This is a genomic window from Corallococcus sp. CA054B (assembly GCF_003611625.1).
Lineage (GTDB): Bacteria > Myxococcota > Myxococcia > Myxococcales > Myxococcaceae > Corallococcus > Corallococcus coralloides.
The window spans coordinates 1-16681 of record NZ_RAVY01000113.1; the positions used below are offsets into that span (position 1 = coordinate 1).

General features: G+C 70.0%; 6 protein-coding genes. 1 reads left to right on the forward strand and 5 read right to left on the reverse strand.

Annotation, left to right across the window (positions count from 1 at the left end; all coding sequences use genetic code 11):
* Together D7V80_RS24905 and D7V80_RS24910 are read right to left on the reverse strand one after the other, a co-directional pair.
* Positions 1-896: class I SAM-dependent methyltransferase (locus D7V80_RS24905; protein WP_147447208.1), on the reverse strand; the 896-nt coding region annotated here is incomplete at its 3' end.
* Between the two features lie 281 nt (positions 897-1177).
* The gene (locus D7V80_RS24910; protein WP_120590544.1) at positions 1178-4696 is read right to left on the reverse strand and encodes a hypothetical protein; all 3519 of its coding nucleotides are present in this window, start codon (positions 4694-4696) and stop codon (positions 1178-1180) included.
* 338 nt (positions 4697-5034) lie between these two features.
* On the opposite strand from D7V80_RS24910, the gene glsA reads away from it, so the two are divergent.
* Positions 5035-6036 (forward strand): glutaminase A, encoded by a 1002-nt coding sequence (gene glsA, locus D7V80_RS24915; protein WP_120590545.1) that lies wholly within the window; start codon positions 5035-5037, stop codon positions 6034-6036.
* Here glsA and D7V80_RS24920 read toward each other — a convergent pair.
* Genes D7V80_RS24920 through D7V80_RS24930 form a run of 3 tightly spaced genes read right to left on the reverse strand, consistent with a single transcriptional unit; the run spans position 6012 to position 16535 of the window.
* Positions 6012-6953 (reverse strand): hypothetical protein, encoded by a 942-nt coding sequence (locus tag D7V80_RS24920; RefSeq protein ID WP_120590546.1) that lies wholly within the window; start codon positions 6951-6953, stop codon positions 6012-6014. The two genes, glsA and D7V80_RS24920, sit on opposite strands and share 25 nt — an antisense overlap.
* Positions 6950-7954, reverse strand: a complete 1005-nt coding sequence (locus D7V80_RS24925; protein ID WP_120590547.1) for a hypothetical protein — start codon at positions 7952-7954, stop codon at positions 6950-6952. The genes D7V80_RS24920 and D7V80_RS24925 overlap by 4 nt, the downstream gene beginning before the upstream one ends.
* A gap of 16 nt (positions 7955-7970) precedes the next feature.
* Positions 7971-16535, reverse strand: a complete 8565-nt coding sequence (locus D7V80_RS24930) for an RHS repeat-associated core domain-containing protein (RefSeq protein ID WP_120590548.1) — start codon at positions 16533-16535, stop codon at positions 7971-7973.
* Between the last annotated feature and the right edge of the window lie 146 nt (positions 16536-16681).

Below are 16681 nucleotides of genomic sequence, written 5' to 3' on the forward strand. Positions count from 1 at the left end.
GGTTCAGGGGGCGGTGGGGGTTCCGGAGGCGGAGGCCGCGAGGGGCCAGGTGCTGATGCCGCTTCGAGCGCCGCGGCACGCAGCGACTGCGCACGGAGGGTCCGCTCCTGCTCGCTCTCCTCGTCCTCGACGCACCTCAGGCTGACGAAGAACTCCAGATCCCCTGGAGGGGTCGACGCGAAGTCCGCGAGCTGGAACGGGAACATTCCCAGCTCCGCCAGTGCGGCCGCGGCCTCCAGGAAGGAGCGCGGAGTGAAGACCCAGCAGTGCACGTCCGTGTAGCCGGCGGACGCCAGCGCTTCCTGGGACTTCTGCAGCGCGTTCTGGAGCGTGCCGGAGTACGGGAGGCCCTCCGCGTCGATGTCGCAGTTCCACATGGCCTGCGTGTCCACCTGGCAGTAGCAGGCCCAGAAGTCGAAGACCTGCTTCACGGTGGGGGTGGTGCGGCGCGACAGGAAGGCGTCCACCAGCTCCCCGGGGGTGCTCACCGGGCGCTTCGCATCGAAGCAGAAGCGCTTGTCCGGGATGGCCAGCGAGATGATGCCGCCGGGACGCAGTGCCTGGCGCAGGTCCCCCAGCCAGCTCACGGGGTCCGGCACGTGCTCGATGACGTGGCTCGCGAGCACGAAGTCCACCCGCCGGTCGCCCAGCGCACCGGACAGCGTTCGAGACGAGAGGTCCAGGTCCACGTCCACGATGGTCGCGGTATCCCAACCGTGTCCCTCGTACTTGCGCCGGAGCGCCTCGGTGCTCGCGTGGTCGGCATAGAGGATCCGCCCGGCGTCGCGCGTGACGATCGGGTTGGCGAGCGGTCCTATCTCCACCCCCTCCATCGTCGAGAGCTGGATGGCGCCCAGCAATCGTTCCTGACGAGACTTCGCCTGCACCGGCGGCATCCATGCCTCCTCATTCTTGTCGAGGCAGACCACTATGCCACCACCCGCCTGTGTCCTCCAGCAAGTCCTACCATGCCTGCTGCTCCACGCCCGCGCGGCCGTGTGGAATTCTTCGCGGCAGCTTCCGGCAAGCTGGCGCTCTTCTCCTCAGAGCAATGCCACCTCAGAAAGGATGTTCATGGACCGGATGCTGACGCCCACGATGTTGGGAGTGTTCGCGGGCTGCCAGGCTCACACACATCGGGATGACCGGCGCGGCGTGGGCGCGGGCCGCAGGAGTGCTAATCGACGCATCCCCTGAGCAATATCCGGCGCACGCGACGGTTGTGCGCGGACACCGTCATGACGCTCATCACATTCCGCTCAATCCAGGCGGCCTTCGCGAGGTCGTGGATCGCGGCTTCGCGGCTGAAGAGGCGCTGATGTGAGCCGTCATGGGATTCCAAGGTGAACCCCTCGAAGTCGCCGAAATGGTCGAACAGCAGGCCGCTCACCTTGCCGGTGAAGATGCCCGGCTTCACGGTCTCGGGGGGCGCGAGGCCCTCGGCCTCACCAGGCCAGTCGTCTTCGGTGATCCCGGGCTTCTCGTATTCGGTGCCAGGCAGCGGGCTTGCTCCGTCGGGCGTCGCGGGCACGATGAACGGATCGCCGCCGAGGGCGCGGACCTTGTCCGCGACAAGCTCAACGTAACGGGCCAAAGTCTTGTACCAGCGGTTGTTCGGCCGCAGCGCCTCAGCCCGCCAACGGAACACCGACAGCAGCCGGAGGTGGTGGGCCAGCATGTCGGCCTTGGTCGTCACCGGGATGCCGAGCTGGAATGCGCCGATCATCTCGCGCCAGCCACCCGCCTCCCGCCGCACCTCCGCGATGGCTTTCGGGTCCGGATGCTCAATGAGCACGGCATGAGCGCCTTCGGCGTCAAGCAGCCTCAGATCCGTCACCAAGACCCTGTTCTCGCCGATATCGAACGCCCCGCGAGGGAGAACCGCGGCCTTCTGCCTGGCTCCGCGCCTGGCGCTGGCGACCTTGCCGTCGCGCCCCTGAAGAAGGCGCGCCGCCTCTTCGGACGAAATGATCGTGGCCTTGGGTTGCTCGGCTCCAACCTGACGCCTGCGTATCGTCACGTGGCGAATGCAAAGGTCGAAGCGCTGCCCTTTCTTGACCCCGAGCGGGAGATGGGCGCTGAGCACGCCGGTCGGCCGCGTGTCGCTGCGCGGAATCGGGATGTAGCGGACTCCGCCACCAGGGACGGCGACCGTATTCGCGTCGAGCGCGCGGATCTCGTGGCGCAGGTAGGTACGATCGGCCAGTTCGACGACGTCGTGTGCGTTCCAATCAGGGACGAAAATGCGTACCTCGGTCCCCACAGGCGGCTCGCCAAGCCAGTCGAGGAGCAGCTCGTCGGGCGGGAAGCCGCCGGCAACCGGTCGCGCGTTCGCCTCTATCTCGAACGTGTGAAGCGCCACGCGGGACGCGTCGAGACCAGGATTGGCGACCGCGCTGAATGCGATGTTGCGCTGGGACAGCTTGTCCGAGGTAAAGGGCGTCGCTCCGCCAGGAATCGGGGTTCCGGCGTACTCGATCTGCGCGACGATGCACTGATGCTCGCCCATCATCAACGTCGGCAGGTCGACTGGCGCAGCCGTCGAAGTGGGGGTCGGCGGTAGATAGGCGTCCTCCAGGTTGTTGTCGATCAGCGCTCCGAAGAAGGTGGAGGCCCCCGCAGCGAGGCCGCCCTTCAGATTATCGGGATCGGTCTGTTTTTCCGGCGGGGTCGTGCGTTCCTCCGAGAACATGGGAAAGGAGAGCCACTCATTGCCCGAAGCGTTCGTGCCGGGAAGAGCGATTGGGGCGGGACCCGCCGTGCGCCTGTATCCTTCGATGGGGGTCCCGGGGGGCGATTCGATATAGGACAGGGCGGCCGTCGTCTGTGACGTGAAGATGCGGAAGAAGACGCGGACATCGTTCGCCGACGCGCCAGCTGCAGGCATCCGGACCCGTGCGACCGCGAAATTGTAGACCCTTCGATGCGGAACCCCGGTCGTTGTCGCGAACGGGCTCAGCGCGGAGCCGGCCTGGTTCATGTTGATACTTTCGAACTGGGCGACCGTCATCCCCGAAACGAGGCTGCGGAGAAAGTCGAGCGCCTGCTCGCGCGAGGCATTGTCGATCAGTCCCGACCCCGGCGCCCCGGCGACGACCCGGAACACCCGCACGTCCGAGCTGAGCCACGGCGTCGTGTTGTTGTTGGCGAGATCGAGCATGAAGGGGTTGGCCGACTTGTTCAGCTGGATCCCGGCCGAGTTGGTCAAAGGATTGGAGACGGCCGGGGAACTCAGCGACGCATCGACGCGAATGTTACGAGAGTTACCGCCGAAGCCGAAGGCCGGGCCGTTCACCTGCACCTGATAGGTGAAGGTGATCCGCTGGAGCCGGTCCGCAAGCATGGGATCGTCGCTGGAGATGCCGGTCGGCTGGAGGGTGAGGCCGGTCGGATCGGTCGGCGTTAACGATGGGGCCCAGCTCACCAACTGTGCCGATGTTGGCGAGAGGCTGGTGATGCCACCGTTGGGGAACTGGTTCGGTTTGAGCCCGTCGACCGTGACGAGGATCGCGCCGTCGAACTGGGGGTTGGCGGCTGCCTCAGCCTGGCTGAAGGTGCTGCGTTCGAGGATCAGCTGGATCGCCGGGCGAGGCCGTGCAAGCCAATGGGTGATGTTGACGAACACCGCCTTGATGGCGTCGAACGTCGCTTCCGCGCCAGGATGGGCGAAACCATGTCCCTTCGCCGCGTCGGGACCGGCACTGACCAGCTTTGCCGGCGTGTTGACACTGCTGTCGCCAGTCAGGTTGATGTCGACATAGTGGTGGAAGGTTGCGCCGGTGACAATCCGGCCGACCCCGGCTTCGCGCCCGTCATAGACGCTAAGTGTGTTGACCTCTTTGGGGCCTGAAGCCTCACTATTGTTCCCGACAAATCCGCCGCCGTTGACGCTGCGCGAAGCGTAAGGGACGGTCTTGCCGGTCGCGATGACCTTCGGCGTCTCGCGGTGGCCCGCGATTGCCGGGAACTCGGTGAACGACTCCCCAGCGAACGACAGCGACAGCGCGTAGTCATAGCCAAGCACCTCTCCGAGCGTGCTCCCCTCGTGCATATGGTCTGGATAGAGGGTGATGTCACTTCCGTGGCGCCGGAGGATGGGATGGGCCGGCGACGTCTTCGGCGTGATCGGCTGTGGAACCGAGTCCGACTGGTTCTCGGACCACACGAAAGTGGTGTCGGCGCCATAATCACCTGCCGGGTTGCGCTGGGTCGTGTCGGCCCGGGCGCCGGTGATGGAGGGGAAGTTGCGTGGGAAGGGGGTCGGCATCGGCGAGGCGGGGTCGTTCGCGCCGTACCAACTGCGCATCGCGCGTACCCGGGGGATGCGGCCGGACATCTCGGCGCCGATGCTGTCATGGTCGCCAGTCGCGAATACGCCGCCCCCCGCCGCCATGAAGCGGCTGATCGCAGCAACCTCGATGTCCCCTATTCCAAGGTTGCTACTCCCACTCGAAGTGATGCTGTTTCGTCCTTCGTAGCCGATCAACCAGATGACGTCATAATCGAGCAGGTTGGCGCTCGTCTCGAAGTTGAACTTCGAAATGTTGGCGCTGCCGTCCATCTGGCGATGCGCCTTGGTGACTTGATGGCCGACGCCAACCAGCGCATCGACCAGCGTCGTAAAGGTGAAGTCTGGAGTGCCCGTCGCTTCAGAGAACCGGAAACCGCCGTCGAGAACAATGAGAACCCTGGCCATCCTTCATCTCCCCGAGTCTCGAAGTACAAGGCCCCCACAAAGTAGAGGTACACCCAGATGATTCGTAAGCGTTCACGGGGCAGGCGGATGCGAGCGCGAGATGAGGCTGCGCGCCGGGCCGCCACTCGACGCACCGGCGAACAAGCCGGTCGTCGCTACCCTCAGCGGGAGGACCGGTGCCGCACACTCCGCCGGCACAGGCCTGCCGCGGGATTCAGCCGCTCCCACGGCTGCCTGCGCAGTGCCGGGCCGGGTTTGATGGATGGACAGACACACGTGCCCGGGGCCGCGCGGCCGTGCGGCATTGCCAGCCATTGATGCGCGACGAACCTTCACGCATGGACACGACAGGCGAGCCCCCCTTCATCTCCACCGGACAGCTCCCCTCCGCGGAGCGGGTCCGGGCGCTGGTGGACGAGGCCTACCAACGCCACCAGGGGAACACGGAGGGACAGTGCTCGCAGGTCTACCCGGCGCTGGCGCGGGTGGATCCCCGGCTCTTCGGCGCGTGCGTGGTGGGCATCAACGGCAGCAGCCACGGGGCCGGGGACGTGGACCATCCCTTCTCCATCATGAGCGTCTCCAAGCCGTTCCTCTTCGCCCTCGTCTGTCAGGCGTTGGGACCTGAAGTGGCCCGACGCAAGCTGGGGGTCAATGGCACGGGCCTGCCGTTCAATTCGGCCATGGCCATCGACCTGAGCCCGGACGGACGGACCAACCCCATGGTGAACCCGGGAGCGCTGGCGACCACGGGCCTCGTTCCAGGCAGCAGTCCCGAGGCCCGGTGGCGGTTCATCCATGAGGGGCTGTCGCGCTTCGCCGGGCGCCCGCTCGCGCTCGACGAAGAGGTGTATGCCTCCGCGAGGCAGACCCACCAGCGCAACCAGGGGCTCGCCTTCCTGCTCCACGGTCTGGGCCGCCTGGAGGCGGATCCGCTCCTGACGACGGAGCTCTACACCCGCCAGTGTTCATTGGCGGTGACCGCCAGGGAGCTCGCCGTGATGGGAGCAACCCTGGCGGACGGGGGCGTCAACCCGCTCACCGGCACGCGGGTCGTCGACGAGGAGGTCTGTCATCACACGCTCGCGGTGATGGCCACGGCGGGGATGTATGAGACCTCCGGGGACTGGCTCTACGACGTGGGGGTCCCGGGCAAGAGTGGCATTGGCGGCGGCATCGTCGCCGTCGCGCCGGGAAAGGGCGGGCTGGGCACCTTCGCCCCGCTGCTCGACGCGGCGGGCAACAGCGTCAAGGGACAGCTCGTCGCGCGGTTCCTGGCCCCACGGCTCGGCTTGAGCCTGTTCATGTCACGGCCTCAGCCCAGCGCGGCCCAGACGTAGACGGCCGAGTACGTCTGCGCCTCCGTCCAGATCGCCTTGCCCGTGTTCACGATGGTGGTGCAGTCGGCCAGCCACCGGGTGGAATCGAACTCGAAGACGCCGGCCGGGTCCGCAACCACCACCGGTTCGCTCGCGCCAAAGGTCACCGAGCTGAGCGGCGTGGGGCCCATGTTCGTCGCGCTGAAGCGCCCGAAGAACGACTGGAGCAGCACCGCGGCATGCTTCAGCTCCACCGACGCGCCCGTCTCCACCCGCAGCTTCGTCTTCCCCCAGTTGATGTCATTGACGGTGTAGGTCGACTCGTCGGAGACCATCCCGAACCACGACTTCTCCTGGGCCTCTCCCAGCACGAGGCCCGACGGGCTCACCGTGCAGTTGGAGGCGCCCTTGCCCGTCAGCGTCCCGGCGCCCGTGACGTAGGCGCTGCCCGGGGCGGTGATGGACGCCGAGATGCCCGCCGACGCGCCCACGCCGCTGACTTTGTGGCTGCCCGAGGCGAAGTCGAGCTTGAAGCCCGACAGCACCGCGGCGGAGAACTCCGGCAGGGACACCACGGCCTCGGGCCTGGACATCTGTCCCGTCGCCAGCTCCTCGCCGCTGACGACATAGCGCGTGCTGGACTCGCCTCCGACCCAGGCGATGACGGTGATCCACACCCTGGCGGACGACAGCGGCGTGCCCGTCACCTCCGCCTTCACCTTGACCTGCCGCTTGCTGTCCTCCCCCGCGTTCTCCCGCGTCAGCTTCACGCCGAACCCGGAGATGGAGGAGCCCCCCAGGTTTCCGCCTGAAGCGCTGGTGGCGAAGTTGATGTCGAAGCGCGAAATGCCATACAGCGCGAGCCCCACGTCGCCCGAGAAGTCGAACGTCGCCGTGTCCCCGGACACCACTTCCTTGCGACTGAATTCCCAGCTCATGACGCACCTCCAGGCAGCGGCCTTGCGATTTCGGCGATGACGAACGCGGTCAGGTTGCTCGTGGGGGGCGGCGCGATGCCGTAGTCGTCTCCCACGCGCGAGTTGAAGATGTTCAGGATGAGCTTTCCGGAGATGGTCTTCCCATTCGAGATGCTCAGCGTGTCGCTCGTGACGCCCGCCTCGAACAGCTCCAGGTCGCTCGTCTTGTCCCGCTCGAAGTTGATGTTCACGTTCTGCAGGAGCACGCCGGCCCGGCGCACCGTCTCGCCCGCGTTCAGGGTGGGCGTCACGCTGAAGGCGCACGTCACGCCGTCGCGCTCGTCGTCGACCTCCGTCCACTTGCTGGACGACGTGTCGATGGAGAGGACCCGGTAGTACGACACCCCGTCGGTGGACAGGAAGGCCACGTCCGCCGTCCCCGTCCGCTCCTCGCCGCCGCTCTGCGTCGCCTTCCCGCTCACCTTCGCCTGGGCGCCTCCGGGCTTCTCCACGGAGGTGGTGAAGGACAGGCTGCTCACCTCCTTCGCGCTGCTGCCCGCGATGTAGAAGCCGGCGAGGAACGCGCGGGCCTCCGCCGACGCGGAGGCGATGGGGATGGCCTCTCCCCACTGCCCGGAGAGCCCGTAGAGGTTGCCCGCCACCGCCTGGTACGAGGGGTTCATCAGCCCGAGCACGGCGACCACGGTGATGCGCACGAAGCTGTCGTGCCCGCTGCCGTCCGTGGAGCAGGCCGCCTCCGCGCCATTGTAGTTGGTCATCACCAGTGACGCCGCCACGTGGACGGCGTCCTCGGTGAGGTTCGGCACCAGCGTCACGCTGGCCTGCCCCACCGACTCGGAGGTGGAGCCATTGTCGGCGTAGTACAGCCGGAAGTAGCTCAGCCCCGCCATCGCCCCGAGCACGCGCTCACCCGGCAGCAGGTCGTCACTGAAGTCCACCTTCATGGGTGATGCCCAGGTCTTGTTCTTGGGCATCACCGCGGTCTTCACGCAGATTCGCATTGACTCTCCCCTCTTCTCAGGAAACTCCAAAGGCGCCGACGACGAGCCGGCCGGACGGACCGAAGTCCATGGCGCTCGAGCTGCCCATCACGCTCGGGCCGGTCAGTCCGCCCTGCATCGCCCTGACCGCGGATTCGAGATTGCGCGTCACCCGCTCCTTGAGCTGGTAGCGATTCTTGAGGTAGCCGAGGTACGTCCCGCCCACGCCCACGGTCAGCCCCCAGGCCCCGTCCAGGACGACGTTGAGGGCGTCCTTCCAATCCGTCCCGAACTCGTTCTCGCCGTAGACGACGAGCGTCACCAGGTTGGTCAGCGGGATGGAAACCAGTCCGGCGACGGTGTAGCCGATGGTGTTGCCCAGCGCGCTGTGCGGCAGGGCCACCATGAATTGCTGCCACGCGTCCTCGGCGGGGTTGAGCTTCTTCTGCAGCTGCTCCCGGTAGGTGGCCTCGGACATCCCCTTCTTCGCCTTCGTCGAGCGCGAGGCGCCTGGCCCCGCCGCGTCATCGGCCAGACTGGCGACCTGCTGCGGGAAGCCCCGCACCTTCTCCTCGCGGCCCGCCCTGGCGCGTCCCTGGATGCCGCCGGAGATGCCTCCGCGGATGAAGCCGCTCACTCCGCCCACGATCACCGTGCCGGTGAACTCCCCCCAGCTGAAGTCGTCGGCGGTCAGCGCATAGGTCATGCCGCTCCAGCCGGCCGCGGAGACCATGCTCGCGAGCGCCGACAGCCCCGCCGTCCGCCCCATCGTCGTCACGTCGAGGACCATCCCCGCCACGGACCCCGCGACGGAGACGGCGCCAGAGAACACGACGACCATCGTGCGGACGCCGTCCGAGATGGCGCCCGTGCGGTCCACCCGCGTGGTCGGGTGGTTGCCCGCGTAGGTGTAGGGGCTGGGGAACTCGTCGGCCGGGTCCGGCGCGTAGAAGCGGCCCAGCACCGGATCCATGAGGCGGGCGTTGAGGTTGTAGAGGCCCGTCTCCACGTCGTACTCGGCGCCGGAGAAGCGCAGGCGCATCCACGGCGCGGCGCCCGTCGACTCCCGCGTCGCGCCGAAGGCGGTGTAGCCGAAGCCCTCCACCAGCGTGCCCTCTGCGTCGAACAGCGCGCGCGTGGAGCGCAGCCGGTCACTCGAGGCGTGGTAGCGGACGCCGTCGCGGTACACCAGCGGGCAGCCCGTGGGGCCCGGCACGTACAGCACGGTGCCGCTCTTCCCGCCCGTCACGAACAGCGGCTGGTTCTCACCGGGGAAGCGCACCTCGCGCTCCTCGCCACCGGGGCCGCGCACGCGGGTGGCCACGCGAACGCCGTCGGCGTCGTAGGCGTACTCGACGGTGCTCGCGTCGCTGGCGCCGGGGCGGATCTGGATACCGCGGGGCAGCGCCATGCCGGGCGCATAGGTGAAGTCCAGGTCCACCGGTCCGGTGCCACGGGTGCGGCGCGACGACACCGTGCCGTCGGCCCGCCAGGTGAACGCCGTCTCGCTGCCGTCCGGCCACGCCACCGTGTCCAGCCGGTTGCCTCCCGGCACGTATGACAGCCTCGCGCCGGAGAGCTCGTGGATGTTGCCGTTGAGGTCCTCCTCGTACTGGAAGCGCTCGGCGGCGTCGGTGCCCTCCACCGTCTGGGAGGTGGTGATGCGGCCCAGCCCGTCATAGCCATAGGCGAACTGCTCCCGCTGCGTGCCGAGCACCGCGCTGGTGCCGCGCACGTTGCTGTCGGGCGCGAAGGTGTACGCCTGCGTGGCGGTGGTCCCGGCGGAGGCGGTGGATTGCAGCAGGTGGCCCGGCGAGTCGTAGGCCATCTCCCAGCTCACGGGGCCGGAGCGGCCCGCCCGGACGCGCGCCATCGCATCCCACCCGAACGAGGCCAGCTCCGTGCCCGCCTCGTCGTGGATGGAGGTGATGTTGCCCTGGACGTCGCGGCCGTACCGCAGCGGCCCGGGCTGGGGGAACAGCTCCCGCGGCAGGCCCAGCCGCACCAGCGCGTTCGTGTTGTCGTAGCCGAACGTCACCTCCAGCGGCGCGGCCTCCTCACCGTCGTCCCACGTCACGCGCAGGGTGCGTGACTCAGGCTGGCCCAGCGCCGTCCAGCGGTACGAGGAGTCCACGGTCGCGGGCGCGCCCGTGTCCTGGGAGCGGGAGCCCACCAGCTGTCCCAGCGCCAGCGCGTCCCAGCCGTCGCCGTCGTAGCGCCACACGCCCGTCGTCACCGCGCCCGCCCCCGGATCCGTCAGCGGCCAGCCCGGGAGCTCCGCCCGCTGGAGCAGCAGCGGCTCGTTCCATTCGGCCGTCACGTGGCCGCGCGCCGTCATCCGGCTCATCGCGTCGTAGGTCGTCCAGCTGATCCGGCCCTCGGCCGCGTCCGCCGCGGTCTGGGCGAAGCGCGCGCGCCCGCCCCGGTCATGGACGTAGCGCGTCTCCCCCGCGTCGGGAGTGGACTCGCGCAGCAGCCGGCCCAGGCAGTCGTAGTCGCGCACGATGGCCGCGTCCGTGCCGTTGCGCCAACCGTCGGGGAGGATGACGCGCGTGCGCGTGCCCGTGGGCTGCATGCCCAGGTCCATGGCGGAGACATACGTGGAGTCGTCCGGCAGCGGCACGAGCACGGCGAGCGCGGCGTCCTTCGCGTCACGCACCTTCAGCCGCCGCTCCCCCACGGGAGAGATGAACGTGGTGACGCGGAAGTCGGTGGCCGGCAGGTCCAGCCCCGGCAGCACCGCCGCGTCCGGCGCGTAGCGCACCTTCGACGTGGGCCGTGAGTCCGCGGGCGTGGTGTACGGATCGACGATGGCCCACGCGGCGCCCGGCAGGCCCACCTCCACGGTGCGCCCCAACGGGGACGCCTCCAGCAGGCGCCGCGAGTACGGGTAGCCGCCGTCCGCGGAGCGCCCCGCATCGCCATTCCAGTAGTCCGTCGCGTCGCCGGCCATGACGCCGCTGCCCTCGAGCGAGGCCTGGAAGGCCGGCAGGTCCACCAGCCCCGTGCGATAGAGGAGCGGGGCCAGCGCCGCGCCCGAGCCGAAGTCGCCGGGCACGGACTTCGTCTTCACGATGGTGCGCCCCAGCGCGTCCTCGATGAGCTGGTTGACGAGGTACGTGTCCCCCCCGAGCGCCTGGAGCTGACGGTCCGCGCCGGTGGAGTCCTGGAGGCGCGCTTGAATCACCGGGCCCTCCATCCACGCCAGGTTGCGCAGGCCGAGCGCTCCGGTGCCCGAGGTGAGCGCCGCGCCTCCGCGCACGCCCGCCGCCACGGAGAACACCAGGCCGCCGTCCGTCCAGAACAGCAGCCGGCCTCCCGTCACCACCAGCAGCAGCGAGGCCGGGCTGGAGGCGCCCGGGCCCACGGGCGAGACACCCTGCCCGCCCACGTCCAGGCGCCAGCCGCCGCCGTCCCACGAGAGCTTCGCGGCGGTGCCCACCGTGAAGCCGAATCCCGGCGACAGCCGCACCGGCCCCCCGTCCACCGCGGTGGGCTCCACGTAGAGGGCCCACGCGTCCGTCTCCGGCGCGGTGGCGGTGAGCGACGCGCCGGTGGTGCCCTCATGCAGCAGCAGGCCCGAGTCCGCGCGCCAGGCGCCCTCCGCCGAGGGCGTCCAGGCGTCACGCCACGCCTCGCCGTCGCGGAACGTCTGCATGCTGCCGTCGCGCGTGGCCTGGATGACCACCTGGGCGTTCGGATCCCCCGGATTGAAGGCGGCGTTGCGCTGGCGGGAGCTGAACTCCAGCTGCACGCCCTTCAGCGCCCCATTGGCGCGCACCTGGCCCACCATGCGCCGGGTGGGGCCATAGACCGCCCGGGACGTCAGGCCTCCGGGGCCCACGTTGGCCGTCAGCTTGTGCGACCCCGGCTCGAAGGCCTGCGCCATGATGTTGGACTCGCGCGGGTAGAAGCCCACGTCGTCCACCCACAGCTCGCCGCCGCCTGCCTCGACGCGCAGCCGGACGGAGAGCGGGCCGTCGGACGCGAGGCGCGCGTGGTGCTCGCCCAGCGCGATGGCCGCCTGCCCCCAGGTCCAGCGCCCGGAGGTGTCTTCCAGCGCGATCCGGACGGGCACACCCACCACCGTGCTTCCCGAGGTCACGGTGATGATCAGCACGGGCGACGCGCCGGCCGCGGCGTTGCGGGGACGCGCATACCAGCAGCCAGCGACGTAGGTGCGCGCGTTGCCGGCGGGCGTCAGCGGGGCGCGCTCCACGGCGGCGTCACCCCCTGGCAGCCACGCGCAGCGGACGCCGGTGTGGGCGCGCTCCGAGGTGACGGCGGCGCCTCCGGTGAAGGTCCACGCGGAGAGCGGCTCCTGCGATTCGAAGCCGCAGGCGTCGGCCTCCTGCGCGGCCAGGTCCGCGTTCGTCACCATCAGCAGCGGCAGCTGCCCGGTGGCATCCACCCGCGTGGAGTGCACCACGCCCGATGCGTCCTTCGACAGCGTGGCGATGCCCCGACCGTCGCGCGTCAGGATGCGCGTGCGCATGAACCATTCCGGAGGGACGGTGTCCGCGCCGAACGGGAACCGGGCGCCGTCCGAAGCCGTCGGGCCGCCCCAGTCGTAGCGGGCGGACACGTCGAGCACCGTGCAACCTCCGGCCGTCTCGAAGGGGCCGTAGGTGGTGGCGGCGCACGCGGACACGGCGTCCGCGCCGTCCTTCGGCCACACCCGGGTGCGCATCTGCGCGACGGGGGTCAGCACGTTCTCCCACGCCAGGGCGCGCCATGCGGGCACGGCGGCGGCGAAGGTGGTGGCCATCTCCGTCGTCCACGTCACGCCGTGGACGTCGCGTGTGTCGAAGGACTCGGAGGTGGTGCCACCCGTCAGCGGCGCGGGGAGCCCTCCCAGGTAGCCATAGCGCGTCTCCAGCGCGAGGCCGTCCTGCATGGAGCGGATGCTCGCCGGCCGCACGTAGGCGCCATGCAGCATCACCTCGCTCCACGCTCCCTGGGCCGCGTCCTGGAGCGACGTGAAGCCGGCGCGCGACGTGAAGACCTCCCAGGTGTTCGTCTCACTGGCGACCAGGCGGCCGGTGTAGCCGCGCACCGCCGTGGGGGACTTCGGATCCTCGTCGCTGTCCACCGTGTAGCGGCGCTGGGTGGTGGGGTCCTCGACGGACCAGTACAGGTAGCGCCCGTCGACGCGGCGGGCCTCGTAGACGGCCTGGGCGGACAGCGCCGCTTCGGCCGGGAACAGCGCGCGCAGGGCCTCCGGCACGGGCGTGCCCGGCGGTACGTCGGGCGTGAGGCCCAGGGCGGCGGAGATGGGCGCGGCGAACAGCGCGGCGCCCTCGAAGGTGAGCGTCTGGAGGGGCTGGCCGTCCAGCATGCTCAGGCCTTCGTCCGTGGCTCCGTTGTCGTAGGTCGTCACGGTCCGCCCGCCCCGCGCGGCGGACGGCTCGTCACAGCCATCCCAGGCCGTGGAGCGGTAGTACTTGATGATCTCCCCGGTCGGGTCGCACGCGGCGCTCACCCGGTCGAAGCTCCACACGGAGCGCAGCTGCTCGCCCAGGCCGGTGTCGATGGTCAGCGAGCGGACCGGGTAGTCCACCAGCGCGCCCTGGATGTCGCCGCCCACGAAGCGGTGCAGGGTGAGGCTCGGCGCGCGCTCGAAGTCGGGCGCCGTCTGCGGGTAGGTGACGAGCGTGGCGGGGCCCGCGGGGCTCTTTCCGGCGCGAGGCGGAGACACCAGCCCCTCGGGCGACAGGGGACTGACGAACGTCTGGCCCGCGATGGTGGAGGTGGCCTTCGCGCGGCCGTTCTCCAGCAGCGCCAGGGCGATGCGCGCGGTGCCCTGCCCCGGAGGCAGCCTCCACCCCGCGAAGTCCGGAGCCGCGTCGACGACGCTGAAGAAGTCCGTGCCTTCCGGAGCGCCCTCGTAGACGGGCTGCTCGCTCTCCGGCCCCTTCCAGCCGGGCGCGGCGCCTCGGTACCAGACGGTGTTGGAGGCGACGATGAAGTCCTCGCCGGTGGCCGCGGGGTAGCCGAAGTCCTCTCCTGGCGGCAGGGCCGGCAGCGTCCTCGGCGCGCGCGCGAAGGTGCCGCTGTCGGCGTCGTAGGCGAGCAGCCGCGTGGTGACGCCATCCGCGACGTTGAGCACCTGCAACACCACGTCGCGCCCGTACGCGTAGGCCAGCCAGCCCGGCCGGCCACGCCCCTGGTCGGTCAGCGCCTCGGAGGTGTTCCAGCCCACGCCATCGAAGCGCCACAGGTACCGGTCGGTGCCCACCAGCTCGTTGCCGGACACGGAAGGCACCGGCGGCCACGAGGGCCTGGGCACCTGCGTGACGGAGGACAGGCGCAGGTTCTCCGCGTCCACGCCCTGCCCTGCCTGGAACTGGTAGTCCGCGTCCCAGCGGCGCACGCGCAGGGCATAGCGGCCGGTGGAGCTGGAGTCCGTGGCCTCGCACCACGCCACCATGGACGGGCCATCCGCCCAGAACATCTCCGTCTGCCGGGGCCCCAGCTCCACGTCCAGGGTACCGCCGTCGTTCCACCGGTGGTCGCCGTCCAGCCACGCCAGCGACACCGTCCCCTTTCCGTTGAGGTGCTGCCACAGCAGGTAGCGCTCGCCGCGAGCGAGCACCTGCATCGTGAGTCCCCGCACCGCGGGCGCATCCCCGCCATTCCAGGCGCGCCGCTGCCAGTCCCAGGTGAGCCGGTAGAGGTTGTCACCGGTGCCGTCGAAGCCGGAGACGGTGGCCAGGAGGAAGCGCTCTCCGGCGGCGAGCCGGGCGCCCGTGGCCTGCGGGAAGGACATCCACGAGGTGCCGTCCTCATTCGAGTACGGCGCCCACTCCCACGTGCGCAGCGTGCTGCGCCGGAATGGCAGCACGCGCACCTCGTTGCCGACGCGGAAGGTCAGCCCGAAGAAGTCCGAAGAGGTGGCACCCGCGAGCGTGCTCGCGTCCAGCGCCTGCTCGCCTTCGTAGACCAGCCCCTCGCTGGGGGTGGAGCGCTGCCAGCGTCCCGTCCACGTGTGGACCTGGAGGCTCAGCCGCTTGCGCTGGGCATCCAGCCAGCAGGTGACGGCGTAGTCCGGCCCCAGCCAGACGAAGGGCGTGTTGCCTGTGGCGCCGAAGCCCGCGGGCGGAGTGACGGTCAGGTCCCGCTCGCAGATGTCCAGCGGGATGGCGCCGTCGTACGCGAAGGTGCCGGTGGCGCCCTCGGGATAGGTGACGCGCGTGAGCGCGCCCGGGTGCTCCGCGCCCTCCTCCAGCGCATAGGCGAACACGTAGCCGGGCAGGCTGCGTCCGGAGGGGTCCTGCTCGGTGATGCCCGTGAGGAAGCGCTTGCAGAGATCGGCGGACGACGCGGCGGGGGTGCCGGGCACGGCCTGTGGCCGGGCGTAGTCCAGCGTCACGCGGTACAGCTCGCGGCCCGCGTCGTCCAGGACGCGCAGCCGGTCCAGGTAGAGCGTCTCGTAGCGGTCCTGGAAGGCGTTGGGGGTGGTGAGGTTCTCCGGCGGCACGCCGTCCGCGGCGGGCGCGAGCACCTTGTGCGGATCCTGGTACTCGTGGACGGTGGCCGTGTACCACTTGGGCGCGTAGTCCAGCGCCACGCTCCGGCCGCCCACGCCGGTGATGCGCGAGAGGTAGCAGGCCTTCGTGTACGGCAGCCCGTCGGTGCCCACGCGCTGCTCGACGGTGGGGAGCAGCCCGTCCGCGCCGCGCTCGAAGGTGTTGTAGGCGTAGGTGACGCGGTCGCCATAGCGGTCCACGCGCGCGACCAGGTTCCACGCGTGCGCGTACTGCGCCTGGCCTTCGCGGCGCGTCGAGCTGCCCACCCAGCCGCCCCGCTCGCCGCCGAAGCGCACGCCCCACTCGACGCCGTGGTCGGTGCTGGTGGCGAAGCCCTGGGAGGTGACGGAGACGCCACCGCCGAAGACCCGCTGCGTCCCCGAGTCGTCCACCGCCACCCAGCGCTCGTAGGTCGGGTAGTAGCGCACGCGCCAGAAGCCGAAGTCCTGCGGCTCGAAGCCGAGCCCGCCCGCCGCCACCGCGAGCACCGCGGTACCGGCCTCGCCGGCCTGTTCGGACAGGACGAAGGACTGCTCGTGGATGGGATCCTCCACGTCCCACGGGCCCTGCCCGCTCACGGTGGCCTGGGAGGACAGCGGCAGACCGGCCGCGGCGAAGGCGGTGATGAGCTCCTGCGAGACGAGGGGCCCGCCGAGCCGCGAGCCCAGCGCCGCGTCCAGCAGCGCGCGGACCCACGGGCGGGTGGTGGGCACCAGCCGGTTGCGAGCGCCTCCGGACTCCAGGATGAAGCGCCGCGCGGCGAGCGACAGGGCGCCGTCGGACTCCGCGACGATCCGCTCGCGAGGGAGCGTCCATCCCAGGCCGACCACGCCCGTGGGCGCGTCGAGGTTCCAGCGCGTCGCGGCGAGGTGGATGGAGCTGTCATAGGAGAGACCCAGCTCCACCGAGAGCGTGTCGTCTCCGAGCTTTCCCGGGAGCTGGACCAGCGGGCGCTGGTAGCTCACCGAGCCACGGAAGAGGTTGATGCTCTGCCGGAGGGAGCCGACGTCGGTCGAAGCAAACTGGGCAGGGCGCTGCGGGGGGGCCTGGTTGGGGGCGCGCGAGGAGGGCATGACGGTCCAGGGAGGGGATTGGATGAGCGCACGTGATCAGCGGCGCGCAAGCCCGGGGCCTTTGCGTGGAACGTGCCAGCGCAGTGCGAGCGCACTCGCCTGGGGAACACGGGGAGGGAGCACGAGACGGCGCGTTGCATGGACAC

Coding starts and splice junctions, on each gene's coding strand:
- D7V80_RS24910 (WP_120590544.1), bottom strand. CDS start 4,696: ATGGCCAGGGTTCTCATTGTTCTCGACGGCGGTTTCCGGTTCTCTGAA.
- glsA (WP_120590545.1), top strand. CDS start 5,035: ATGGACACGACAGGCGAGCCCCCCTTCATCTCCACCGGACAGCTCCCC.
- D7V80_RS24920 (WP_120590546.1), bottom strand. CDS start 6,953: ATGAGCTGGGAATTCAGTCGCAAGGAAGTGGTGTCCGGGGACACGGCG.
- D7V80_RS24925 (WP_120590547.1), bottom strand. CDS start 7,954: ATGCGAATCTGCGTGAAGACCGCGGTGATGCCCAAGAACAAGACCTGG.
- D7V80_RS24930 (WP_120590548.1), bottom strand. CDS start 16,535: ATGCCCTCCTCGCGCGCCCCCAACCAGGCCCCCCCGCAGCGCCCTGCC.